Origin of the sequence: Streptomyces sp. NBC_01546, from assembly GCF_045208355.1 — a bacterium.
GTDB lineage: Bacteria > Actinomycetota > Actinomycetes > Streptomycetales > Streptomycetaceae > Streptomyces.
The window spans coordinates 1102851-1126882 of the sequence record NZ_CP109379.1 but is presented as its reverse complement, the minus strand read 5'-3'; the positions used below and the strand labels follow the sequence as shown (position 1 = coordinate 1126882).

Genomic DNA, 24032 nt, shown 5'->3' with positions numbered 1-24032 from the left:
GGCTGGGTATGGGGGCAGGCGGGGCGGCATCGCAGCGGGCGCAGGACGCGCGGCGGCAGGAGCGGTTACTCCGGGAGCAGTGGCAGGCCGCCCGCCGGCAGGCCCTGCGGTGGGAAGCGGCCGACGAGGGCGAGCAGCGGGTTCTCGCCCAGCTGTTGGTACTGACCGCGCGCGGGTGGCGGTTGTGCGTCGACCGGCGGTGGCCAGGGCCGCGGACCGCCGACGCGGACATGTTGCTGGTGGGGCCCGGCGGTGTCTTCGTCATCGACGTCACAGCCGGCGGCGAGCCGAGGGAGGAACACGCGGCCAAGCTGCTCGCCGCCACGAAGGCTGCCGAGAGCGCAGTGGCCTCCCTCGGAATGTCACCGGTGGCGGTCCAGCCGCTCATGGTGTTCGCCGGGCAGAGTCGCGACGCGGGCCTCGGCCGGATACGGCTCCTGGGCGAACACGAGATCGGCCCGGTGTTGCTGGCGCAGCGGCACAGGCTGCGGGTGGAGTCGGTCCGGGCGATCGCCGACCATCTCGAGCGGGTGTTCCCGGATCATGCGGGGTCGGCGGTCGACCAGCAGGTGCCGTCGGCACCCGAGCGCCACCAACGAAGCTCCTCAGATGGGCTGTTCGACCTGGAAGGGCTGCGTGATGCGGCCTTGAAGGGGGCGATGCGGGCGCCGATCGAGCAGTGGATGACCTTCCTCCACCCCGATCAGGTATCACTGGTGCGCCGCAACTGGTCGGGCCCGGCACGCATCAGCGGACCGGCGGGTACCGGCAAGACAGTCGTTGCCCTGCACCGTGCGGCCTACCTGGCCAGGCGGACGACCGGCCGCATCCTGTACGTCACCTTCGCCAACAACCTGCCCCGTGTTCAGAGCACCTTCCTCAGGACCATGGCCCCGGCCGTCGCCGACCGGGTGGACTTCCGCAGCCTCCACTCCTGGGCACAGGAGTTCTTGCAGGAGCGGGGCATACCGGTGCGGCTGCACGGGGACAAGGCCGAGACCGCCTTCAGCCTCGCCTGGAAACACGTCGGCCGCGAGAGCCGACTGGCGGAGCTCGACCCGGCCCCCACCTATTGGCACGAAGAGATCGACTACGTCATCAAGGGGCGAGGTCTCACTCGCTTCGAGGAGTACGCGACCGTCCCCAGGCGGCGGAGGAAAGCGAGCCTCCACCGTACGCACCGGCAGTCGGTGTGGGAGCTGTACGAGGCGTACGAATCACTGCGCGGCGAGCGCGGCGTCCACGACTTCAACGACGTCCTCTCCCTCGCCCTGGCCGAAGCGTCACGCCGGCGCGAGCGGCCCCCGTACGCGGCCGTCATCGTCGACGAGGTCCAGGACCTCACGCTTGTCGGCGTGCGCCTCCTGCACGCGCTCGTCGGTGATGTGCCCAACGGTCTGCTGCTCGTCGGCGACGGCCAGCAGACCGTGTACCCGGGCGGCTTCCGCCTCACCGACGCGGGCATCGACATCCGCGGCGACCGCGGGCAGGTGCTGCGCACCAACTACAGGAACAGCAAGCAGATCCTGGACGCGGCCCTCACCGTCGTGGCCGACGATGCCTTCGAGGACCTCGACGGCATGCGCACCCCGGGCCGCCGCGATGTCGACCTCACCTACCACGACGGGGACGTCGTACGCGTCACCAGGCCCACGGTGGACGCCCACGACAGGGAACTTCTGGACGCCTTGCGCGCCCTGCCCGATGGGGCGCTTGCCGACACCGCCCTGCTGTGCCCCTCCATGCGCGCCATCGGCCACTACCAGCGGCTGCTCACCCAGGGGGGCATCCCGGTGTGCCAGTTGGAGCACTACGACGGCCGTGCCGTCGACGCGGTGAAGCTGGGCACCTATCGCAGGGCCAAGGGCCTGGAGTTCAAGAACGTCTTCCTGCCCCGGCACGATGCGGTGCTCGCGAACGGGACCCAGGCCGACACGGCGGGCGGTACGGAGACGTCGGAGACGGCCCGGGAGCGTGAGGAACTGCTGCGCAGCCAGCTCTTCGTGGCGATGACCCGGGCTCGTGACCTGCTATGGCTCGGCAGCGTCACCATCACCGGGTAGGGGCCCGCGGTTCCGGCGACTCTGCGTACGCCCTGGCTCGGTGGGGAGGCGTGCTGCCTGGGTGTGGTGCGTCCTGGGGCCCTGGAGTGTGCCGCCGGCGCTCATGGTGTGCCTCAAACCCTTCGTCCTCACCCTGCCTCGCCGGTCATGGCCCTGGGAGGGCCGCGCGGGTCAGACCGCGGGGCCGTCCGGCCCCGGTCGGCGGACCTGGACGGGTGGCGCCGGATTCCACCGTCGCACCCACCACGACGCGACAGAGAGACCCGACTGGTCCCTTTGGAGGGGCCGACCGGCCCAAGCGGGACGGAGGCAGGTAGGCACAGCCTGGCGGTGACCCCCTTCCCGCGCAGCACAGAGAGGCCGCAGTCATGAAGGCACTCGTCTTCCAGGGCCCCGGGCAGACTTCCTGGCAGGACGTCCCGGACCCTTCGATCAAGGACGCCGCGGACGCGATCGTCCGGGTCGACGCCGTCACCATCTGCGGTACCGACCTGCACATCATCAAGGGCGACGTGCCCGAAGTGACCCCCGGACGGATCCTGGGTCACGAGGCCGTCGGCACCGTCGTCGAGACCGGCGGCGACGTGCGCAGCGTCCGCCCCGGCGACCGCGTCCTGATCTCGTGCATCTCAGCCTGCGGCCGCTGCCGCTTCTGTCGTGAGGGCCGCTACGGACAGTGCCGCGGGGGCGGCGGCTGGGTGCTGGGCCACACCATCGACGGGACCCAGGCCGAATACGTACGCGTGCCCTTCGCCGACCTCTCCGTCCATCCGCTTCCCAGCGCCGTGAGCAGCCAAGATGCCGTACTGCTCGCCGACATCTTCCCGACCTCCTACGAGGTGGGCGTGCTCAACGGGAACGTGCGCCCCGGCGACACGGTCGTCGTCGTCGGTGCCGGACCCATCGGCCTGGCCGCCATCGTCACGGCGAGGCTCTACAGCCCCGGGCGGATCATCGCCGTCGACCTCGCCGCGTCCCGGCTCACCGCCGCGCGGGACCTCGGTGCCGAAGCCACCGCGAACGCGGAGGAGGAGCCCGAGCGGCTGGTCGAGGACTTGACCGAGGGGCTCGGCGCAGACGTGGTCATCGAGGCCGTGGGTGTGCCCGAGACGTTCGAGATGTGCACCCGGATGGTCCGCCCCGGCGGACGGGTCGCCAACATCGGCGTCCACGGAAAGCCCGCCACCCTGCACCTCGAAGACCTCTGGATCAAGGACGTCACCATCACCACCGGTCTCGTCGACACCCACTCGACCCCCATGCTGCTGCGCATGATGGCCGCAGGCCGCCTCCCCGGGGCCGCGATGGTCACCCACCGCTTCGAGCTGGACCAGATGGAAGAGGCGTACGACGTCTTCTCCCGCGCCGGCGACACCGGCGCCCTCAAGGTCGTGCTCGGCGGACCGCAGCACGACACCGTCGCCGTACCGCCCCAGGAGCAGTGAGTGCCGTGAAGAGCACGCCGAGCATCCAACCGCAGCATGCCGACGAGCCGGCCGGACGGACCGACCTCGGCCGCCGCATGGCGGCCCGACGCGCCGCCCTCGGCCTCAGCCGTGAAGAACTGGGCCGGAAGTGCGGAGCCGACGGCAACTACATCACCTACCTGGAGGAGCACTCGGCCTCTCCGGCCATAGGCACCCTCGTCCGCATAGCCGACGTACTCGGCGTCACGGTCGACGACCTGACCGGCGCGAGCGCAGGCCGCGTCCGCGGCCGTTCCACCGCCCGCCGCGACACCGCGCTGGTGTCGCTGGAGGAGGACGAGTGCCGAACGCTGCTGGGTACGCACGGAGTGGGACGCATCGCCGTCTTCAACCCCGAAGGGCCGGCCGTCCTCCCGGTCAACTACTTGATCGCAGGCCCCGACATCGCGTTCCGCACCGCCGCGGAAGCCCTCGCGGCCAGAGCGGCAGGTACGGAGGTGGCCTTCGAGATCGACAACATCGACGACGTCACCGCCGGCGGCTGGAGCGTCCTGGCCGTGGGTGAGCTGGAATCCGTCACGGACCCCGAGGAGATCCAGCACCTGACGGCCACGGCCCGGTCCGAGCCCTGGGCCGGCGGCCCGCGCACCCACTGGATGAAACTCACCCCGGTCCGGCTCACGGGCCGTCGCGTGGCGCACGAGTCATGAGCGCGGGTACGGCCGCTCCGCGTGGCGGGGCGTACCCGCCTCGCACACTGTGGATGTACAGCCATCGAAAGGGTGAGTCGGGATGGACAGCCAGCTTGAGACTCCGCGCGTTGTAGTGGGTGTCGACGGATCGCCTTCGTCCCGGGCCGCGCTGCGCTGGGCGGTCCGGTACGCAGGCCTGGTGGGCGGGAAAGTGGAAGTGGTGTCCGCCTGGGACCTGCCCGGTGCGGGATCGTGGTCGGCTCCGGCGGTGGACGCCGATTTCGACGAGGAGGAGGCCGAGCGGCGTCTGGTCGAGGAGGTACGCACGGTCCTCGGCGAGGGCGGTGCCTCCCAGGTCCACGAGCGCTTGGTGCGGGGCAATCCCGCCGAGGTCTTGGTGGACCAGGCAGAGGGTGCCGACATGCTGGTCGTGGGAAGCCGCGGCCACGGCGGCTTCCGCCGGGCCCTGCTCGGTTCGGTCAGCCAGCAGGTGGCGCTGCATGCTCCGTGCCCGGTCGCGATCATCCGGCCGGACGTACCCGTTGAGTAGCTTTCCCGCCTCCCGCCGGTCGGCGGCCGCCCCCTCCCGTACTGAGACCCCGAATGGCCCTCATCGGGATCCGTCCGGCCCGTGTGGCCACGTCGCCGGCTGCCTGACAGTAGATGGAGACCCTCATCGAGCAGCCAAGGAGTACCCGTCATGAGCACCGAGCGAGTTCTGGTCTCCTACGGCACCAAGCACTGACCTTCGGAGGCAGCATCACGGCCAGGACCCCGGGGTTCCTCGCCAAGGCACTGGTCCGCCAAGGCAAGGGCGGCGACTTCCGCAACCCCGAGCGGATCCAGACTTGGGCCCGCCACATCGGCGCCGAACTCGCCGCCTGAGCAGGCGGGCCGGCACGGACGCAGCACGGAGGCGCGCCATGCACCACCGCACGCCGGGGGCAGGAGGCAATCCGCTCCGTCGTGACGCCGACCGCAGCCGAGCCCGCCTGCGCGCCACCTTCATGCTGGCCTGCCTGCTGGCCGTGATCTGCGGTGTCGCGGTCGGACGAAGCGCCTGGACGGACGCCAGTCGCGCCGCGGCAGAGATCGCACGCCACCGGAGCCCCGTCACGGCCGTGACGGTCGGCTCAACCACCTACCGGGCCGGGTCAGGGCCGGGCACCCGCCCTGTCCCGGTGGCTCCCGCGACCTGGCGGGACACCTCACACCGCGTCCACACGGAAACCGTGCCGGTTCCGGCAGCGACCCGAAACGGAGCCACCGTCCGCCTCTGGATCGACGGCAAGGGCAATGCGACCACCGCCCCGCCCGGCACGGCCGACATCGCTGTGAACGCCATCAGCCTCGGCATCGGAGCCTCGGCCGGAATCGCGCTCGCAGCCGGCGCGGTCGTCTACGTACGCCAGCGGGTCGTCGACGCGCGCAGCGGACGAGCGTGGGAAAGCGAATGGGAGAGCGTCGAGCCCCGGTGGTCCGGCCGTCTGCGACCCGGACAGGGAGGCGCCGACGACTGAGCCCGCCACCGACCAGGACCAGCCTGACCGTGCGGCTCGCGGCGGCCGCCGTGGCGGCGGACGTGGTCACCGGGCATCCACCGGCAGGTGCCGATCGGCGCCCTGAGGGGTGTCTACTCCCGGATCTCCAGAACGTCGGCGACAGGGCGGCGGGGTGTTTCGGGCCCGTGGGGCCCGTAGCCGAGGCGCAGGACCATCTGGACGTGGCCCATGACCTCGACCGGGTCGCGGACCGTCCACCGCAGTTCCGGCCATTCGAGGGGCTGAGAGGTCATCGAGGTGGCCAGACCGTCGGAGGTGGCCTGGAGGAGGACGCGCTCCAGCGCCTGCCCGGCCCGCAGCCAGTCGACCCGCGTGTCCGTCGGGGTGCCGAGCAGGGCCAGCTGCGGCCGCTTCTCGAACACGGCCCAGCCGCGATCCGCCGCAGGGTGGTCCCGGCCGAAGTCGCGTACGGGGGAGGGGCCTGCGGAACTTCGCGGACCGAACGCGGCGGCGGGGATGCCGTCACGGCGTGTGCCGGTCGGCGCATGCGCATCGGAAGTCCAGGCAGAGGTCTCCTCCCGGACGAGCGGATCGATGTCCTCCCGGTGTTCCGCGTCCCGCACCAGCCCGAGCACGGTCTCGATGTGCCAGTCGCCCGGGACGGCCAGCCGGCAACCCTCCAGGCGGGCGGCGCCCTTCAGCCCGTCCATGAGAGCGTCCGGCACCGGCTCGTCACTGAACGGGAAGCGGCTGGTGTGCCGGCGCCGGAGAGCGGCGTGCAGGGCGGCGAGCTCGTGGTCCTCGTCGGAGGGACCGCCGATGGCTGCCGTCGCCAGCAGCCACGGCCGGGAGTCGTCGGGCAGCAACTGCACGCGGGCCCGGAGTCCGTGGTGGACCGCGGACACGCGCAGGTTGAACAGGGCAGCCGCACAACCGAGGTGGAGAGCCCGGTGATTCGGATCGGTTCGTGTCATGGCGCGGTCCGGGTCGCCGTGCAGCTCGATGACATGGCCATCAGGGCTGAACACGAACTTCCACGGTTGCGCGTTGTGCATGGACGGGGCGGTGACGGCGTCGCCGACCAGCTCGGCGACGGTGTCGGGGGCGATGATTGTTGCGGTCACGGGACTGTTCCTGTCTGTGCGGCCTCAGTCGTGGCCACGACCACGACCGGTGAGGTGGTCCGCCGACGGAGCTGGTCGGCTTCGGAGACGACACCGACCGGGTGCCCGTCGTCGTCGATGAACTCCTCATGCGTATACGGGGACGGTGAAGTCCGCCTTCACGTCCACCACGCCGGGTACGGATGGAGGCGTCCTTCGTCACGGTCACGGCCGGGCGGGTCACGTTCGAAGGTGTTTCATGGCCTCTGCTCCCTTCTCCTCGTGGGCGACGACGGCCACCGGAGCGGCAGCATGGGTACTTGCCTCAGAACAGCTTCCTGTGCGGCCCAGCGCGCGGCTGCCCGGCTCTCGGGGGAGCCGTCGACTCCGACGGTCACGTGGTGCCTCATGGCTGCAGCCTCTCTCATGCGGGTCGACACCGCTTCACCACGGCTGCGCATGGCGGGCGTGGCCGGCGTGAGTGGCCAGTGTGTCGTCGGTCCGGGCCTCGACGCGCGATGCCACAGCGACGACTCCGTCGAGTCGTTCGACGAGGCTGAGGAGCGCAGGCAGCTGACTCCGGCGCTCTACGCGGCCGTCCAGGGTGACGAAGCCGTCCACCACGTGGACGTCGATGTCGCCGGTCGGCACGCCGAGTATCTCCGTGAGGACCTCGTCGGTGACTCGCCGGCGTATCTCGGAGTCGGGGCGGACGAACAGGCGCAGCAGGTCCCTACGGGTGACGATGCCGACCAGCCGGTCCTCCTCGTCCACGACGGGCAGCCGCTCGATGCCCCGGCGGGTCATCAGCCGGGCGGCGTCGGCGGCTGTCTCTTCGGCGTGGACGGTGACGGCGGGCGTGGACATGACGCCTCCGGCCGTGGGCGGCCCTGCCGGTGGGGTGGTCTGCTCGGCCGGGTGCGGGGCCGGCGCCGCGCGGGCCAGGATGTCCGTCTGCGAAACGACACCCACCACACGGTCCTCGTCGTCCAGCACAGGGAGCCCGGAGACGCCGTGCTGGGCGAGGAGCTTGGCGACATCCTTGAAGGCGGTGTCCGGGGCCACGGAGACGACTTCGTCGGTCATCAGATCCGCCACCTTGATGTGCTTCATGACGCCCTCCTGCTCCGCAGTGTCACGCGAGGCTTGTGCCTGAGTTGGGTGTGCCCCCACCATCCGCCGGTGCCCGCCGGCGGTCGAGGGCCGAACGGTCCCGTCCCGGGGCCGGAAGGGCCATGCGGTACCGGGGGAACGGGGCGGCGCCGGGGCGATGGGGACCTTTGGCCCGATCGTGGTCCCGGGCGGCCCTCTGCCTGGGGCAGTGCCGGTGTCAGCGTGAGTGGTGTCCCTCATCGGCTTCTCGGTTGGGAGGAACCGTGGAAAGCACATTCCGCACCCCGGACACGAGCACGGTGGTCGTAGGCGTGGACGGCTCGGATACGGCCCGCACTGCCGCCATGTGGGCAGCGGGGGAGGCCGTACGCCGCGACCGCCCCCTGCACATCGTCTACGGGTCCGACACCGACGGCAGGGCCCTGTACCTGTCGGCGGAGACCATCGAACGGGTCCGCGCGAACGGCCGACAACTCTTGGACGACACGGCGAAGGCCGTGACGGACGAGTACCCCGGTCTGCGCGTGAGCACGGAGTTCAGCCGCGCGGACGCCGCCGGTAGCCTGCACCGGGCCGGCGCCCTGCACGGCACGGTCGTGGTGGGCAACCGCGGTCTGGGCGGCTTCAACTCCCTCATGCTCGGCTCGGTCGGCCTGGACGTCGCGGCTGCCGCCATGACCCCGGTCATCGTCGTGCGAGGCGTCGACGGGGCAGAGGCGACCAGCACTGTCCTCGCAGCGGTGCGCGACGAGCACGACCTCCTGGTCGCGCGGTATGCCGCCCGGGAAGCCGAACTGCACAAGGCTTCTCTCCGGCTGCTTCACGTGTGGAACGTGCTCCAGTCCGTCGGTGAGGTGGTGAGCATGCTCGACGGCGTGGACGAGATGGCAGGCTGGCACGAAGAGGCCCTGCGGGCCGTCACGGACGCGGTCCGCGACGAGTTCCCCGATCTTGAACTGCGGGCCGACGCCGAGAAGAGCGTCTCCGTGGCCGGCGTCCTGGTCGAGGCGTCCCGCCACGCCGACCTGCTCGTCATGGGCGGCCGTCGGGTCCCCGGGGCTCTTGGGTTCGCCCGCAACCTGGGCAGGGCCACGCACAGCATGCTTCACCACGCGCACTGCCCCGTCCTCCTCATCCCCCGGACCGGCAGCGACTTCGGGGGCCGGTCATGACCGGGCCCCGGGATCGCGACATCGTCGTCGGAATCGATCCGGCCAGGGACTGGCACCTGTCCCTGGCCTGGGCCGCCGACGAGGCGCACCGTCGTCGGCTCCCCCTGCGTCTGGTGCTGGCGGTGCCGCCCCAGCACGACACTCACCAGGTGGATGACACCCCCGCTCAGATGGCCCAGCGACGGGCGGGAGCCGACAGACTGGAACAAATCTGCGACTGGGTGCGCGACCGGCACCCCGAGGTGAACGTCACCGGCGACCTGCTGGAAGGGTTCCCCGCCCCCGCCCTGGGCGGCGCGGCCAGGGAAGCCCGTTTGATCGTGCTCGGCTCCCGGCACCTGAGCCGCAGCGCGGAGTTCTTCAGCGCCGGATCCATCGTGGTCCCCGTCAGCGCCCAGGCCCGCTGCCCCGTCGTCGTCGTGGGCGACGCGGAGCACATCAGCCAGCAGCCGCCGTACGTCGTCGTGGGTATCGACGGCAGCGCGTCCGCCACGGCCGCGCTGGCGTTCGCCTTCGACGAAGCCGATCTGCGCGGGGCCGCTCTTCGGGTCGTCTGCGTGTGGCAGCGGCCGGTGTTCACGCTGGACGACGAGGAGGTGGCTCTGCGCACTCAGCGCGCCTTGCTCTCCGAGGCCACCGCCGGTCTTTCGGACAAGTACCCGGACGTGCAAGTCACGCACGAGGTCCTGACCGGCCACCCCGTCGAGGAGCTGGCACGCGCGGCCGAGCACGCCCTGGCCGTCATCGTCGGCCGCCGCGGCCGCGGCGGATACACCGGCATGCGTCTCGGGTCCGTCGCCCACGGCCTCCTGCACCGGGCGCACTGCCCGGTGATCACCGTACCGATGGAATGAAGGCCGCGATCAGCAGTCGCACGACAGTGACGGCGGGGAGGCGCAGGTACCCGGACACGGCGTCCACGCCGAGCCGAACGTGACCCGCCGTATGCAGCAGTAGCACCCTGCCGGGAGGGAATTCCGCTCCTGCCGGGACTACGGTGAAGGAGGCGGTCCTCCACCGTTCCTGTCGGCCGGAGGTGTGACATGTGCGCAGACGGTCGGCCCGCCCAGGGCGGCGTGCCACGGCTGCGGCTGGACGAGCTTCTCGACGAGCTCCAGGTACGCATGGACGAGGTCCGGGGCACCCGCGACCGGCTGAACGGCCTGCTCGAGGCCGTCATGTCGGTAGGCCGCGAGCTGGACCTGCCCCAGGTCCTGCGCGGCATCGTCGAGGCCGCCGTCGTCCTGGTGGATGCCGAGTACGGCGCCCTCGGCGTCATCGGCGACGACCGCAAGCTGGCCGAGTTCCTGCCCGTCGGCATCACGGACGACCTCCGTGCGCGGATCGGCGACCTGCCCTCAGGCCACGGAATCCTCGGCGAGCTGATCCGGCACCCGGAACCCCTGAGACTGTCCGAGCTGTCCGAGCACCCCGCCTCCTACGGCTTCCCGGCCCACCACCCGCCGATGCACTCCTTCCTCGGCGTCCCCATCCGTGTACGCGAGGAAGTCTTCGGCAACATCTACCTCACCGAAAAGCGCGGCGGAGCCGAGTTCGATGCCGAGGACGAGGCGGTCCTGTCCACGCTCGCGGTCGCGGCCGGCATCGCCATCGAGAACGCCCGCCTCTTCGAGGAAGTCCGCCTGCGCGAGCGCTGGCTGGAGGCCGGCTCGGACATCACCAGCGCCCTCCTCTCCGGCGCCTCCGAGGACGATGTCCTCGCAGGCATGCTGGAGCGGGCCTCGGACATCACCCGGGCCGACATGGGCGTCTTCTACCTCATCGGCACCGCCGGAGAGCTGCGCGGCTCGATCGCCCTGGGGCATCGTGCCGAAGCACACCGGGGCATCATCCTGCCGAGCACCAGCGGCACCCTGGCTGAGGCCGCCTTGGCCGGGGCCGGCCTGATCACGGTCGCGGACGTGTCGACGGACCGGCGTGTCACCGTCCAGCAGGAGCGGTGGACGGGCTTCGGCCCGGCCGTAGCCGTTACCGTCGGCACCAAGGAGAGACTCAGCGGCATTCTGATCCTGGCTCGACGCCACGGCCGCGCCGTCTTCGCCACGGCAGAAATCGCTTCCCTGCCGGGATTCGCCAATCAGGCCGCCCTCGCTCTCGAACTGGCCGACCGGCGTCGCGACGCCGAGCAGATGAGCATGCTCGAAGACCACGACCGCATCGCCCGCGACCTCCACGACCTGGCCATTCAGCGCCTCTTCGCCACCGGTATGACCCTCCAGAGCGCCCAGCGGTTCGTGGACCACCCCGAGGCGTCCGAACGCCTCGCGCGAGCCGTGGACGACCTCGACGCCACCATCAAGATCATCCGGTCCACCATCTTCGGGCTGCGCGACCGTGACGTCCCCGGGAGGACGCCCAAGCTGCGCTCCCGCACCGTCCAGGCCGTGGACCAGGCCGCTGAAGGCCTCGGGTTTGCTCCTGCCCTGCGGATGGAGGGGCTGATCGACACCGACGTGCCGCCCGCCGTCGCCGACGAGGTTCTCGCCGTACTCGGAGAGGCTCTGACCAACGTCGCCCGGCACGCCGAGGCCACGCGTGCGGAGGCCTCGATCGTCGCGGAGGGCGGCGTCCTCACCGTCATCGTGACGGACAACGGCGTCGGCCTGTCCGACGGCGGCCGACGCGGCGGACTGCGCAATCTCGCCGAGCGCGCCGAAAGGCTCGGTGGTCGCATGGAAGTCACCTCGCGAGGGGCGGGCGAGCCGGGCACACGTCTTGAATGGTGCGTGCCGCTCGGCTCACCACCGCCGTGAACGCAGCCGATGGCTAGTGCTTCGTTGTCACCTCACCATCGTGCCCCTGGCCATGGACCTGCGCGTGGTCATGGACCTGCGCGGCGATGACGGCTGCCTGTACCCGCCGTTCGACTCCCAGTTTGCCCAGCAGCCGGGAGATGTGGTTCTTGACGGTCTTCTCGGAGAGGTAGAGCTGTTTGGCGATCTGGCGGTTGGTGAGGCCGTCCCCGATCAGTTCGAGGACGGCACGCTCCCGCTCGGAGAGGACTGCCAGGCGGGTGTCCTCGGGCGCCTTGGCGGCTTCCGGGTCGCGCAGTGAGTGCATCAGGCGGGCGGTCGTGGCCGGGTCGAGCATGGACTGCCCGGTGGCGACCGTACGAACGGCGGAGACCAGGTCGGTCCCCTTGATCTGCTTCAGCACGTACCCGGCCGCGCCTGCCATGATCGCGTCCAGCAGGGCGTCTTCGTCGTCGAACGACGTCAGCATCAGGCAGGCCAGGCCAGGCATCCGAGAGCGGAGCTCCCGGCAGACCGTGATTCCGTCCCCGTCGGGCAGCCGGACGTCGAGGACGGCAACGTCGGGCCGCAGCGCCGGCCCGCGGGCCAGCGCCTGATCTGCCGTGCCCGCCTCACCGACCACGGTGATGTCCGCCTCGGCTTCGAGCAGGTCCCGCAGCCCCCGCCTGACCACCTCGTGATCGTCGAGTAGGAACACCTTGATGGGAGCCTCCGCGGAGGCGCTCGGTACGTCGGACATGTTCGCCGCCTGATCCGGAGGACGTTGCGTGCGCATGCTTCCACCCGAATTGTCTCAGGCGGGGGGGCATGTGCACCCGCTGAGCCGGGGCGCGAGGCCGGGCCGGCCCCGGACGGTCCGTGCGGCGCTGCACGGCGTGTGCTCAGTACGGCCAAGTCCAGTCCGCGACCTCCGGCAGGTCGGTGCCGTGCTCGCGGATCCAGTCGTGGTGGCGGATGCGCTGGTCGGCCATGGCCTGGCGCAGCCCCTCGGCGCGGCCCGCGAGGCCGGGGACGCGGTCGATGACGTCCATGACGAGCCGGTAGCGGTCCATGTCGTTGCGCACGACCATGTCGAACGGGGTCGTGGTCGTGCCGGACTCCTTGTACCCGCGGACGTGCAGCCGGGCGTGGCCGGTCCGGCGGTAGGCGAGGCGGTGGATGAGCCATGGGTAGCCGTGGTAGGCGAAGATCACCGGCCTGTCGGTGGTGAAGAGGGCGTCGTACTCGGGGTCCGTCAGGCCGTGCGGGTGCTCCTCGTGGGGCATCAGCCGGGCGATGTCGACGACGTTGACGACGCGGACGGCCAGTGCGGGGAGGTACTCGCGGAGCAGGGCCGCGGCGGCCAGCACCTCCATGGTGGGTACGTCGCCGGCGCAGGCGAGTACGACATCCGGTTCGCGGGAGCCGTGGTCGGTACCCGCCCACTCCCACACGCCGGCGCCGCGCGTCACGTGCGTGCGGGCCGCGTCGATCGGCAGCCAGTCGAAGCAGGGCTGTTTGCCGGCGACGATGACGTTGACCTGGTCACGGCTGCGCAGGGCGTGATCGGCCACGGCGAGGAGGGTGTTGGCGTCCGGCGGCAGGTAGACCCGCACGACCTCCGGGCTCTTGTTGAGGACGTGGTCGACGAAGCCGGGGTCCTGGTGGGAGAAGCCGTTGTTGTCCTGGCGCCAGACGTGCGAGGTGAGCAGATAGTTGAGGGACCCGATCGGCGCCCGCCAGGACAGCTCGCGCGAGGTCTTCAGCCACTTGATGTGCTGGCCGGCCATGGAGTCGACGATGTGCGCGAAGGCTTCGTACGTGGAGAACAGGCCGTGGCGGCCGGTGAGGAGGTAACCCTCCAGCCAGCCCTGGCAGACGTGCTCGGACAGGATCTCCATGACCCGGCCGTCCCGCGACAGGTTCCGGTCCGTGGCCTCCGTGATGCCCTGCCAGGCCTTGCCGGTGACCTCGTACAGGTCGTCCAGCCGGTTGGAGGCGGTCTCGTCCGGTCCGACGACCCTGAAATCCCTCCGCCCGGCCGTGTCCCGCATGATCTGCGTGAGGAACTGCCCCAGGACGCGGGTCGGTTCGTGGAGGGTGCGGCCCGGCTTGTCGACCAGGACGGCGTGCGCGTCGAGCGCGGGCAGCGGGAGCGGCCGCAGCAACCGGCCGCCGTTCGCGTACCGGACGGCGCCCAGGCGGTGCTCGCCCTCCGGGACACAGGCCAGTACCTGCGCCGTCGGGCGGCCTTCGGCGTCGAAGAGCTCCTCCGGCCGGTACGAGCGGAGCCAGTCCTCCAGCTGCCGCAAGTGCGCGGGGTTCTCGCGGACTCCTGCCAGCGGGACCTGGTGAGCACGCCACGTGCCCTCGACCGGGACGCCGTCGACGGTCACGGGCCCGGTCCAGCCCTTGGGCGTGCGCAGGACGATCATCGGCCAGCGTGCGTACTCCCGCCCCGGATCCGTGCCCGCCGCCCGCGCCTCCCGCTGGATGACCGCGATGCGGTCCAGGGCGTGGTCCATCGCACGGGCCATGGCGTGATGCACCTGGGCCGGGTCGCTGCCGGTCACGTACAGCGGATCGTGCCCGTAGCCGCGCAGCAGCGCGTCGAGCTCGTTCTCGGGGATCCGGGACAGGACCGTCGGGTTGGCGATCTTGTAGCCGTTGAGGTGCAGGATGGGCAGGACGGCGCCGTCGTGGACCGGGTCGAGGAACTTGTTCGAGTGCCAGGACGCGGCCAGCGGCCCCGTCTCGGCCTCGCCGTCACCGATGACGCAGGCGACCAGCAGGCCGGGGTGGTCGAAGGCGGCTCCGTACGCGTGCGCCAAGGCGTAACCGAGCTCGCCACCCTCGTGGATGGAGCCCGGGGTCTCGGGCGCCACGTGGCTCGGCACTCCGCCGGGGAACGAGAACTGCCGGAACAGCTTGGCCATGCCGTCGGCGTCTCGCGTCACGTCCGGGTAGGTCTCGCTGTACGTCCCCTCCAGCCAGGAGTTGGCCAGGACGGCGGGGCCTCCGTGTCCGGGACCCCATACGCACAGGGCCTCCAGCGAGCGCTCCCTGATCACGCGGTTGAGGTGGGTGTGCACCAGGTTGAGGCCGGGGGAGGTGCCCCAGTGGCCGAGCAGCCGGGGCTTGATGTGCTCCGGGCGCAGCGGCTCGGCCGGAAGCGGATTGGCCATGAGGTAGATCTGGCCGACTGTCAGGTAGTTGGCGGCGCGCCAGTGGGCGTCGAGCTCCGTGATCGAGTACGCGGTCAACGCGGTCATGTCCGCTCCTGCGTGTGAGGGTCGGGACGTTCGTCGACTGAGCCGATGCCGACACCTTGCGCCCTGCCAGGGTACGGCCGGCAGGGGATGACCGGCCCTGAGGGAGGGACCGTCGGCCCTTTTCCGCACCTGCCCGGCCCGAGGAAGGTGAATCCCGGTGGCGCCCGGCCCTTCCCCCGGCCGGCGCCACCCACCCTGCCGGCGACCACGATGCCTCGGGCATCAGTACGGAGGACAGACCTGTGAAGCGAACCCTCGTCGTCGGAGTGGACGGTTCCGCCGAGAGCCGGGCCGCTGCCGACTGGGCGGCTCAGGAGGCCGTGCGCCGCGACATGCACGTGCACGTGGTCCACGCCTGGCAGTGGAAGCCGCTCGCCGTCCCGGTCGTCCAGGACCGCGGTGCCGAGGCCCGCCGGGCCCAGGAGATCCTGGAGGAGACGGAGGCCGAGCTGATCCGTCGGCACCCGCGGCTCTCGCTCTCCGCGGAAGTGGTGCCGGACGTCCCCGTTCCGGCTTTGCTGCGTGCCGCCAAGGACGCGGAGATGCTGGTACTCGGCTCCCGCGGGCACGGTGCCGTGGCCGGCTTCCTGCTCGGCTCCTACGGGCAGCAGCTGATCGCCTCCGCCGAGTGCCCCGTCGTCTCCGTCCGCGTCCGGCGCGGCAGGCCGGTGTCCGGGGCCGGCGAGGGAGAGGTGGTCGTCGGCCAGCAGGGCGGCGTGGAGGAGTCCGCCGAGGTGCTGCGCTTCGCGTTCGAGACGGCCGCGGCGCGCAAGGTCCCGCTCCGCGCGGTCCGGGCCTGGAGCCTGCCCCCGGTCTACGGATACAGCCCCGGCTCGCTGTGGATCGCCGACCAGTTCGGCGGGCTGGAGCCGTTCGAGAAGGCCGCGCTGGAGCAGGCGCTGGAGCCGTGGCGGCTGAGGCACCCCGAGGTGGAGGTCGTCGCGCACGCCGAGCAGGGGAGCGCCGGTCACGTGCTGCTGTCCGCCGCGTCGGACGCCCAGTTGCTCGTCGTCGGCCGGCGGGTCCGCGAGTCGGCGCTGGGCGCGCGTGTCGGGTCGGTGGCCCATGCCGTCCTCCACCACGCGGCCTGCCCCGTCGCCGTCGTCCCGCACCACTGAGTCCCGCACCACTGAACCGACGGCGCGCTCATGGAAAGGCCGGGCAGGCGACGTGCGACCTGCCCGGCCCGTTCTGCGGACGGGTCCTCCTGCGGGCGGCCCGTTCTGCGGACGGCTCCTACTCCGCGGCCGGGACCGGATGCCGGCCGGGCGGGGTCAGCGCGTGACTGGCGATCACCGCGGCCTGGACGCGCCGCTCCACTCCGAGCTTGACGAAGAGCCGCGAAATGATGTTCTTGACGGTCTTCTCCGCGAGGTACAGCCGCTTGCCGATCTCCCGGTTGGTGAGACCCTCGCTGACCAGGAGGAGGATCTCCTTCTCCCGGTCTGTGAAGCCGGGAAGCCCCGGGACCTGCTCGTCCTTGGGCACGTCGCCGCGCATGCGGGCCATCAGCCGCGTGGTGGCACCGGGATCGAGCATCGACTGGCCGGCGGCCACCGTCCGGACGGCGGTCACCAGGTCGGTGCCGGTGATCTGCTTGAGGACGTAGCCCGAGGCACCCGCCATCACGGCGTCCAGCAGCGCTTCTTCGTCGTCGAACGACGTGAGCATCAGGCAGGCGAGTTCGGGCATCCGCGAGCGCAGTTCACGGCTCACGCTCACTCCGTCACCGTCCTGGAGCCGTACGTCCAGGATCGCGACCTGGGGGCGCAGCGCGGGGATGCGGATCAGAGCCTGTTCCGCCGTGCCCGCCTCACCGACCACGGTCAGGTCGGGCTCGGCGTCCAGCAGGTCGTGCACCCCTCGGCGTACCACTTCGTGGTCGTCGAGCAGGAAGACGCTGATGGGCTCTTTCGCAGGGGAGGGGGCACCGCTGCCGGCCATGACGCAACTCCTTCGCCTGGGTCGTCCTGGACACACGAACACCAGCATCCTGTCCTGCCCTGCGGCCCAGCGGACAGGGCCGATCGGCCCTCATCGACCAGCCGCGCCGCGCGGCAGGTACCGCTCGGGCCTTCGGGAAGGGACCTTCGGCCCTGTCCGGAGGGCCTGCCGGGCCTTCCCCGGTGCACGCGGCTCCCGATGAACTGATGGCGCACGGGGAACGACGCGACTCCACGGAGCCGCACGCAGCGCGGAGGACGCCATGACGACCGCCTTGATCGACCTGAAGACCGTGGCCCGGGACGACCGAGGTCTGATAATCGCCCTGGCCGGAGAGCTCGACTTCTACACGGCCGGGCAAGTAGGGCCACACCTCCGCGAACTCGCCGGATCCGGCCACCGCAACATCATCCTGGACCTGTGCGGCCTCTCCTTCTGCGACAGCGCGGGCATCGACCTCCTCACCCGTTTCAACCGCCACTGCCGTGCGGCGGGAACACGGCTCCTCCTGTGTGACGTGCCGCCCCTGGTGGCCAAGTCCATGCGGGTGCTCGCCGCCGACCGCGACCTGAAGTTCGTATTTTCGTGATCGCGGCGCTGTCCGGATGCGGATGCCGGAAGGGGACCGTTCGGCCCTGGTCCCACCGGGGGATCAAGAGGGAGGCTGGGAGATCGGAAGCCATGAGACCGAGCGGGGCCGGACGAAGGTACGCATCATGGATCAGGAAGGCATACGGCGACCCGGCGACCGGGCGGGTGGCACGACGGCCGCCCGCCACATGCGGGAACTGGACCGGGCCGAGGCCCTGAGACTTCTCGCGACGGTGTCACTGGGGCGCATCGTCTTCACGCAGCACGCGCTGCCCGCCGTCCGGCCGGTGAACCATGTCGTCGACGGCGAGGACATCATCATCCGGACCCACGAAGGCGGGGCCCTCGCCTCTCTGGCGGCACCCGCCGACGTGCCCGGCGTGGTGGTGGCCTACGAAGCGGATGTCATCGATCCCGACACGCACCTCGGCTGGAGCGTCGTCGTCACCGGCTACGCGCGACTGGTGGCCGATGCCGACGATGCCGACCGCTATGCGGACCTGCTGCGCCCCTGGGTGGGACAGCCGATGACCAGCGCCTTGCGGATCCGCCCGGATCTCGTCACCGGGTTCCGGCTGGAGGCGGCGCCGCCGCGGCCCGCGCCGGCGGCCTGAAGCGACCGCGGCTCCGCGGCTCGGCGCCTCAGCGGCCGCTCGGGAGCGGAGCCCGCCACACGAGCCTGCTGCCCCCCTCCTCCGGGGTCTCGACGGTGAACGACCCGCCGACGCCCTGAGCCCGCTCGTCGAGATTGAGCAGACCGCTCCTGCGCCCCTGGGCCGGTATGCCCTTGCCGTTGTCCGAGACGGTCAGTACGACCTCGCCGCTCCCCGCCTTGAGGGTCACGCCCACTCGGGTGGCCTGTGCGTGACGGGCGGCATTGCTGAGGAGCTCGCCCAGAACCGCCATCACGTGGTCGGCGATCTGCGGCGGCACGTCGGTGTCGAGCAGCCCCTCCATGCTCAGGCGCGGCGGATGGCCGAGGGTGGTGGCCGCATCGCCGACGGCGCGGGCGGCACGTGCTCGCAGGCTGGGTCCGCCCTCGCGGTCCTTCGTGCGCAGCCCGAAGATCGTCGACCGGATGATCTTGATGGTCTCGTCCAGGTCTTCGACCGCCCGGCCGACCCGCTCGGCGGCCCCTTCGTGCTCCACCAGCCGGGCGGCGCTCTGCAAGGTCATGCCGGTGGCGAAGAGCCGCTGGATGGCCAGGTCGTGCAGGTCGCGGGCGATCCGGTCGCGCTCCTCCAACAGTGCTATCTGCTCGGCGTCCCGGCGCCGCTCCGCCAGCTCCAGGGCGAGCGCCGCCTGACCTGCGAAGGCGACGAGCGGCTCCAGCTCCCCCTCGCCGAACGCAGGGTCTCCCGCCGAGCGCGCGAGCAGCAGAACGCCGCGGCTCTCCCCGCCCGCAGTGCCCAATGGGACCGCCACGGCAGGCCCCAGCCCGTCCCTCCCCTGGACCTGGACCTCGGCCGGGTAACGCTCGTCTCCCGTGGTCAGAACAGCCGTGACGGGCCTGCCGGCCTGGTGGGCGGCTCCGGAGAGCGTGCCGACGAAGGGGACGACAAGGCCTTGCCGTGCGGCTCGATCCGCGCCGGCCGCGAACTCCACGACCAGGCCGTCGACACCGGCCACCGGCATGGAGATGTCCGCGAGCCGCGCCGCGGTGATCTCCTGGGCCCGGCGGGCGATGAGCTCCAGCACAGCCGGGCGCGAACTTCCGGACAGCAGGCTCTCGGTGATCTCCGCATAGGCCTTGAGCCATCGCTGCTGGCGCTGCGAGCCCTCGTAGAGCCGCGCGTTGTCGATCGCCACGCCCGCCGCCACCGAGAGCGTGGAGATCACGGTCTCGTCCTCGGTGTCGAAGTCGACTCCGCCCCGCTTGTCCGTCAGATAGAGGTTGCCGAACACCTCGTCGCGGACCCGGATCGGTACGCCGAGAAACGTGCGCATGGGCGGGTGATGGGCCGGAAAACCGTAGGACGAGGAGTGTGCGCCGAGATCGGTGAGGCGCAGGGGCTCCGGGTGGTGGATGACCTCACCCAGCAGGCCATGGCCGGCCGGCAGAGGACCGATCCCGGCGATCTCCTCATCGGTGAGCCCGACGGTCAGGAACTGAGCGAGTGTGCGGCCGTCGGGGCCGATCACGCCCAGTGCCCCGTACTCGGCGTCCACGAGCAGCGCGGCCGCCTCCACGATCCGCCGCAGGACCTGGGCGAGATCCAGCTCCCGCCCCACCGACACCACGGCCTCCAGGAGGCTGTGCACCCGGTCGCGGGTGCCGCGCACGGCGTCGATGCGCACCTGGAGCTCGTGCAGCAGCTCGTCCAGCCGCATCCTCGGTACCTGCGTCAACGGATCCCCCACACCCACGCGTTTTCCCTCCGTCTGCCGCCCGATGGCCCGCCCCGCGGCCAGCGTATCGACACGCCCGGGCCCGAGGGGCACCGTTGCGCACGGACGCCTGCCGTGACTGACTTGACCGAAGCGCCCGACGACGACGGGGAGGACGGTAATGGGACCGATCAAGCTTCAGACCGCCGTACCCGATCACGCGGCCAGTCTTCGGAAAGCCCGATGCGGGGCGGGCGCGGCGGCCGGGCGCCCGACGGGGCCTCGGCGAAGAGCGTGATGCCCGCGCGTGGACGACCGCTCCTGCTTCCTGCCGGCTTCCGGGGCTACCGCAGGTCGTGGCTGGGTCGGGACGCGTTGGCCGGGGTGACCGTCGCCGCCTATCTGGTGCCGCAGGTCATGGCGTACGCAGCCGTGGCCGGGCTGCCCCCGGTCGCCGGGCTGTGGGCAATCCTGCCGGCCATGGTCGTCTACGCGCTCATCGGTTCTTCGCGGCTGCTGTCGGTCGGGCCGGAGTCGACAACCGCGCTGATGACCGCCGTCGCCGTGGGGCCGCTCGCGGTCGGCGACCCGGGCCGGTACGCCGTCCTGGCGGCAGCCCTTGCCGTGGTGGTCGGCCTGATGTGCCTGGTGGCCTGGGCGGTGCGCCTCGGCTTCCTCGCGGACCTGCTGTCACGGCCGGTCCTCGTCGGCTACCTGACCGGGGTCGCGCTCATCATGATCGTCGACCAGCTTCCCCGGCTCACCGGGGTGCGCACGACGGAGTCGGACTTCTTCCCCCAGCTGTACTCCTTTGCCCGCCACCTGGGACAACTGGACCGGCCGACCGCAGTCTTGTCCGCCACCCTGCTCGTCGTGCTCTTCACGGCGCCGACGCGCTGGCCGGTACTGCCGCGTCCGCTGCTCGCCCTGGTCCTTGCCACGGCGGCGGTGGCGGTGTTCGGGCTGGACGAGCGGTACGGGATCCCCACGATCGGGGCCGTGCCCTCAGGGCTGCCGGTGCCCGCTCTGCCGTCCCTCGGTGACCTTCCGCAGCTGGTACTCCCGGCGTTGGGCGTGCTCCTCGTCGGCTACTCGGACGTGATCCTGACCGCCCGGGCCTTCGCGAGGCGCGGAGATCCGCGTCCGCTGGATGCCAATCGCGAACTGCTGGCCCTGGGCGCGGCGAACGTGGGAGCCGGCATCTTCCACGGATTCCCGGTCAGCAGCAGCGCCAGCCGCACCGCGCTGGCCGAATCCGCGAAAGCCCGGACCCAGGTGTACTCACTGGTCGGCGCCCTTGCCGTCCTGACGGTCCTGCTCTTCCTGGGCCCGCTCCTGGCCGACACCCCGAAGGCCGCCCTCGGAGCGATCGTCGTCTACGCAGCCGTACGGCTGATCGAGGTGGGAGAGTTCCGTCGCCTTGCCGTCTTCCGCCGTCGTGAGCTTCTCCTGGCCGTCGGATGTCTGCTGAGCGTCCTCGGTTTCGGCATCCTCTACGGCGTACTCGTCGCGGTGGCCCTGTCGGTCGTCGAGCTGCTCGCCCGTGTCGCCCGACCGCACGACGCGGTGGAAGGCCTCGTACCCGGGGTCGCCGGCATGCACGACGTGGACGACTACCCGACGGCGCGCACGGTGCCGGGCCTGGTGGTCTACCGGTACGACTCTCCGCTGTTCTTCGCCAACGCCGAGAACTTCCGCCTCCGGGCCTTGGCCGCAGTCGACGAGCAGAGCACCCGCGTCCGGTGGTTCGTCCTCAACATGGAGGCGAACGTCGAGGTCGACATCACCGCCCTGGATGCCGTGGACGCCCTCCGCCTGGAGCTCGAGCACCGGGGCGTCGTCTTCGCCCTGGCCCGGGTCAAGCAGGACCTGCGCCAGAGCCTGGATGCCTACGGACTGACCGCCTCGGTGGGCACCGACCGGATCTACTTGACCCTGCCCACAGCCTTGGCGGCCTATCAAGCGTGGAAACCCGGGGCGGGCACCGGAGCGGAGTAGCGGACCTCCATGCACTCCCTGGAGGTGCTCCCCGACGACAGGCTCGCGATCGTGGAACGAAAGCTGCTCATCGTGACCGACCTCGACGCCCACGAGTTCGACCTGGACACGCGAGAGTTCAGCTACGACGTGGCCGACACGTACTTCAAGGGGTTCGTCACTTCGCCGGACCGCCAGCAGGCCCGCATCCCGCGCTCCGGATTCAAGAGCCTGTCCTTGTCCCCCGAGGGTGAGGAGTACGTCTACACGGCGAACGACTGGCGGACGGACTTCACCCGGAAGGTCCGCCGGTTCACCCGCGACGAGGCGGCGCCGACCGAGGCCACGAATCTGAAGGGTCTGGCGTACAAGGCGCGTTGGTTCGGCGAGACCCCCGGCTGGCCGACCGCCCGCTGACCGCGCCACCTCGACAACGCCCCTCCATGCCCGATCGCCGCGTCGCCGCCGCCCCTGGCTTTGCGTCCGCAGGTCAACGGGCGGTGGTCATGGATCCCATGAGCAGGACCGCGCGACGCCTGCTCAGTCCCCGGCCCAGGCCCGCCATCACACGGTTGAGCCGGCCGGAGACGACGCTCGGCGGTGGTGTGCGGCGGTCGAGGGCCCGCAGTGCCGTTGCCACCACCTCGCCGGGGGACTGGCGTTTGGAGCCGCCGTCCGCGGCGCCGGTGCCGATGACGTCGAAGAACTCGGTGCTGGTCGCGCCGGGGGACAGGGCGAGCACGCGCAGGCCGGTGCCGCGGGACTCCTGCCAAAGGGCCTCCGTGAAGCTCAGTACGAAGGCCTTGGAGGCCGCGTAGACGGCCATGTTGGGGACGGGAAGGTACGCGGCCATGCTCGCGACGTTGATCAGCACTCCCGTGCCGGCGGTCCACAGTGGCTCGATGAACGCCCGGCTGATGTCGACGACGTTTGCGATGTCGACGCTGATCTCCTCCCGCAGGCGCCGCGGGTCCTCGTGGTGGAACGGGCCGAAGGTGCCGAACCCCGCGTTGTTCACGACGCTCGTCACGGTCAGGCCGCGCCGCTCCACCTCCTCGGCGAGGGTCTGCCCCGCTGCGGGCAGGCTCAGGTCGAGCGGTATGACCGTGGCTTCGACGCCGTGGGCCGCGGTGAGTTCGGCGGCCAGCTCCTCCAGTCGTTCCTTGCGCCGGGCGACGAGGACGACGTGGGATCCGCGCGCCGCGATCCGGCGGGCGAACTCCGTACCGATGCCGGCGCTGGCACCGGTGATGAGGGTGGTCTGACCGCGGTAGTCGACGGCGCTCATGGCTGCTCCCGGGAAGACGCTGAACACGCTCGTGATGGCACTGTAAGCCTAAACTGTCACCCAGTGTCAATGCGGTACCGAGTGCAGAAACTGGTAGGGTGCGGACCCATGAGCGAGGGCAAGGGCGGGCCGGGCGGGCTGCGGGAGCGCACCCGGCGGGCAGTGCAGGCCGAGATCGTCGCCACCGCGATGAGGCTGTTCCTGGAGCGCGGTTTCGAGGCCACCACCATGGAGCAGATCGCGGGCGAGATCGGTATTTCGCGGCGCTCGCTGTTCCGCTACTTCGGCACGAAGGAAGACATCGTGCTGGGGGACCACGCCGAAAGCGGCAGGGTTCTGCAGGCCGCGCTGGAAGCCCGGCCGGCGGACGAGTCCCCGTGGGAAGCGCTCCGGGCCGCCCTGAAAGCACTCGTGGAGTCCCTCCCGTACGCTCCGGACGACTTCCTCAAGATCACCAGCATGCTCCACGCATCGCCCTCCCTCCGCGGGCGCCAGCTGGAAAAACGGCAGCAGTGGATTGACCTGCTCGTGCCGGACATCGCCAGACGGCTGGGCCCCGAGGCGGACCCGATGACGGAGATGCGCGCCCGCGCCCTGGTCGCCTGTGCTTTGGCCTGCTCGGACGTGGCGATGGAAACCTGGGTGCGCAGCAACGGGACGGTCGACATGGAACAGGTCTTCGACGAGGCGGTTGCCGCCGTACGCGGATAGGGCCCCTCACACGGCCCGTCTGGCGGCACCGGGACCGTTCGGCCTGCGTTCCGACTCGCCCGAACGGTCCCGGGCACGACAGCATGGAGGGAGGGC

At 71.1% G+C, this 24032-nt stretch carries 23 protein-coding genes; 15 read left to right on the top strand and 8 right to left on the bottom strand.

What is annotated here, in order from left to right; genetic code table 11:
• Positions 1-8: 8 nt before the first annotated feature.
• The 6 genes from OHA89_RS05565 to OHA89_RS05540 all read left to right on the top strand — a co-directional run bounded on the left by OHA89_RS05565 (position 9) and on the right by OHA89_RS05540 (position 5702).
• Positions 9-2063, top strand: coding sequence for a UvrD-helicase domain-containing protein (locus tag OHA89_RS05565; protein WP_406365449.1), 2055 nt, complete (start codon positions 9-11; stop codon positions 2061-2063).
• 368 nt (positions 2064-2431) lie between these two features.
• A complete protein-coding gene (locus OHA89_RS05560) occupies positions 2432-3508 on the top strand; it encodes a zinc-dependent alcohol dehydrogenase family protein (RefSeq protein WP_406365448.1) in 1077 nt (358 codons plus the stop codon).
• 5 nt (positions 3509-3513) lie between these two features.
• Positions 3514-4200, top strand: coding sequence for a pyridoxamine 5'-phosphate oxidase family protein (locus OHA89_RS05555; RefSeq protein ID WP_266613277.1), 687 nt, complete (start codon positions 3514-3516; stop codon positions 4198-4200).
• Between the two features lie 82 nt (positions 4201-4282).
• Positions 4283-4732, top strand: coding sequence for a universal stress protein (locus tag OHA89_RS05550; protein ID WP_257553056.1), 450 nt, complete (start codon positions 4283-4285; stop codon positions 4730-4732).
• A 113-nt stretch (positions 4733-4845) separates the two neighbouring features.
• Complete coding sequence (locus OHA89_RS05545) at positions 4846-5067, top strand: hypothetical protein (protein WP_406365447.1); 222 nt, start codon at positions 4846-4848, stop codon at positions 5065-5067.
• A 38-nt stretch (positions 5068-5105) separates the two neighbouring features.
• Positions 5106-5702, top strand: a complete 597-nt coding sequence (locus OHA89_RS05540) for a hypothetical protein (RefSeq protein ID WP_406365446.1) — start codon at positions 5106-5108, stop codon at positions 5700-5702.
• 113 nt (positions 5703-5815) lie between these two features.
• Here the strand turns inward: OHA89_RS05540 and OHA89_RS05535 are convergent, their stop codons facing one another.
• From OHA89_RS05535 to OHA89_RS05525, 3 genes are all read right to left on the bottom strand, one after another.
• The gene (locus tag OHA89_RS05535) at positions 5816-6808 is read right to left on the bottom strand and encodes an Acg family FMN-binding oxidoreductase (RefSeq protein WP_406365445.1); all 993 of its coding nucleotides are present in this window, start codon (positions 6806-6808) and stop codon (positions 5816-5818) included.
• Between the two features lie 236 nt (positions 6809-7044).
• Complete coding sequence (locus OHA89_RS05530; protein WP_406368405.1) at positions 7045-7197, bottom strand: universal stress protein; 153 nt, start codon at positions 7195-7197, stop codon at positions 7045-7047.
• 34 nt (positions 7198-7231) lie between these two features.
• Positions 7232-7900 (bottom strand): CBS domain-containing protein, encoded by a 669-nt coding sequence (locus tag OHA89_RS05525; RefSeq protein ID WP_266613273.1) that lies wholly within the window; start codon positions 7898-7900, stop codon positions 7232-7234.
• Between the two features lie 263 nt (positions 7901-8163).
• On the opposite strand from OHA89_RS05525, the gene OHA89_RS05520 reads away from it, so the two are divergent.
• The 3 genes from OHA89_RS05520 (at position 8164) to OHA89_RS05510 (ending at position 11846) form a co-directional block, all read left to right on the top strand.
• Positions 8164-9072, top strand: coding sequence for a universal stress protein (locus tag OHA89_RS05520; RefSeq protein WP_406365444.1), 909 nt, complete (start codon positions 8164-8166; stop codon positions 9070-9072).
• The gene (locus tag OHA89_RS05515) at positions 9069-9926 is read left to right on the top strand and encodes a universal stress protein (protein WP_266613270.1); all 858 of its coding nucleotides are present in this window, start codon (positions 9069-9071) and stop codon (positions 9924-9926) included. The genes OHA89_RS05520 and OHA89_RS05515 overlap by 4 nt, the downstream gene beginning before the upstream one ends.
• A 189-nt stretch (positions 9927-10115) precedes the next feature.
• A complete protein-coding gene (locus OHA89_RS05510; protein ID WP_406365443.1) occupies positions 10116-11846 on the top strand; it encodes a GAF domain-containing protein in 1731 nt (576 codons plus the stop codon).
• Between the two features lie 13 nt (positions 11847-11859).
• On the opposite strand, the gene OHA89_RS05505 is transcribed toward OHA89_RS05510, so the two are convergent.
• A complete protein-coding gene (locus OHA89_RS05505; RefSeq protein ID WP_266613267.1) occupies positions 11860-12585 on the bottom strand; it encodes a response regulator transcription factor in 726 nt (241 codons plus the stop codon).
• A gap of 142 nt (positions 12586-12727) precedes the next feature.
• Positions 12728-15181 carry a phosphoketolase gene (locus tag OHA89_RS05500; protein ID WP_406368403.1) on the bottom strand — a complete coding sequence of 818 codons (2454 nt, stop codon included), beginning with the start codon at positions 15179-15181 and terminating at the stop codon, positions 12728-12730.
• A gap of 158 nt (positions 15182-15339) precedes the next feature.
• Between OHA89_RS05500 and OHA89_RS05495 the strand changes: the two genes are divergently transcribed.
• The gene (locus tag OHA89_RS05495; RefSeq protein ID WP_406365441.1) at positions 15340-16215 is read left to right on the top strand and encodes a universal stress protein; all 876 of its coding nucleotides are present in this window, start codon (positions 15340-15342) and stop codon (positions 16213-16215) included.
• Positions 16216-16333: 118 nt separating this feature from the next.
• On the opposite strand, the gene OHA89_RS05490 is transcribed toward OHA89_RS05495, so the two are convergent.
• Positions 16334-17041, bottom strand: coding sequence for a response regulator transcription factor (locus tag OHA89_RS05490; RefSeq protein WP_266613263.1), 708 nt, complete (start codon positions 17039-17041; stop codon positions 16334-16336).
• A 262-nt stretch (positions 17042-17303) separates the two neighbouring features.
• Here OHA89_RS05490 and OHA89_RS05485 point away from each other — a divergent pair, with 262 nt between their 5' ends.
• Positions 17304-17630 (top strand): STAS domain-containing protein, encoded by a 327-nt coding sequence (locus OHA89_RS05485; RefSeq protein WP_257553044.1) that lies wholly within the window; start codon positions 17304-17306, stop codon positions 17628-17630.
• A gap of 127 nt (positions 17631-17757) precedes the next feature.
• Positions 17758-18246: a pyridoxamine 5'-phosphate oxidase family protein gene (locus tag OHA89_RS05480; protein ID WP_406365440.1), complete on the top strand. Its 489-nt coding sequence runs from the start codon at positions 17758-17760 to the stop codon at positions 18244-18246.
• Positions 18247-18274: 28 nt separating this feature from the next.
• Here the strand turns inward: OHA89_RS05480 and OHA89_RS05475 are convergent, their stop codons facing one another.
• Positions 18275-19963, bottom strand: coding sequence for a GAF domain-containing sensor histidine kinase (locus OHA89_RS05475; RefSeq protein ID WP_266615284.1), 1689 nt, complete (start codon positions 19961-19963; stop codon positions 18275-18277).
• A gap of 294 nt (positions 19964-20257) precedes the next feature.
• Between OHA89_RS05475 and OHA89_RS05470 the strand changes: the two genes are divergently transcribed.
• Together OHA89_RS05470 and OHA89_RS05465 are read left to right on the top strand one after the other, a co-directional pair.
• Positions 20258-21958, top strand: coding sequence for a SulP family inorganic anion transporter (locus OHA89_RS05470; RefSeq protein ID WP_266613260.1), 1701 nt, complete (start codon positions 20258-20260; stop codon positions 21956-21958).
• 9 nt (positions 21959-21967) lie between these two features.
• A complete protein-coding gene (locus OHA89_RS05465) occupies positions 21968-22354 on the top strand; it encodes a hypothetical protein (RefSeq protein ID WP_266613258.1) in 387 nt (128 codons plus the stop codon).
• Positions 22355-22427: 73 nt separating this feature from the next.
• Here OHA89_RS05465 and OHA89_RS05460 read toward each other — a convergent pair whose 3' ends face one another.
• Entirely contained in the window at positions 22428-23225 is a 798-nt protein-coding gene (locus OHA89_RS05460) for an SDR family NAD(P)-dependent oxidoreductase (protein ID WP_406365438.1), read from the bottom strand.
• 108 nt (positions 23226-23333) lie between these two features.
• Between OHA89_RS05460 and OHA89_RS05455 the strand changes: the two genes are divergently transcribed.
• Positions 23334-23936 carry a TetR family transcriptional regulator gene (locus OHA89_RS05455; protein WP_406365437.1) on the top strand — a complete coding sequence of 201 codons (603 nt, stop codon included), beginning with the start codon at positions 23334-23336 and terminating at the stop codon, positions 23934-23936.
• Positions 23937-24032 lie beyond the last annotated feature (96 nt).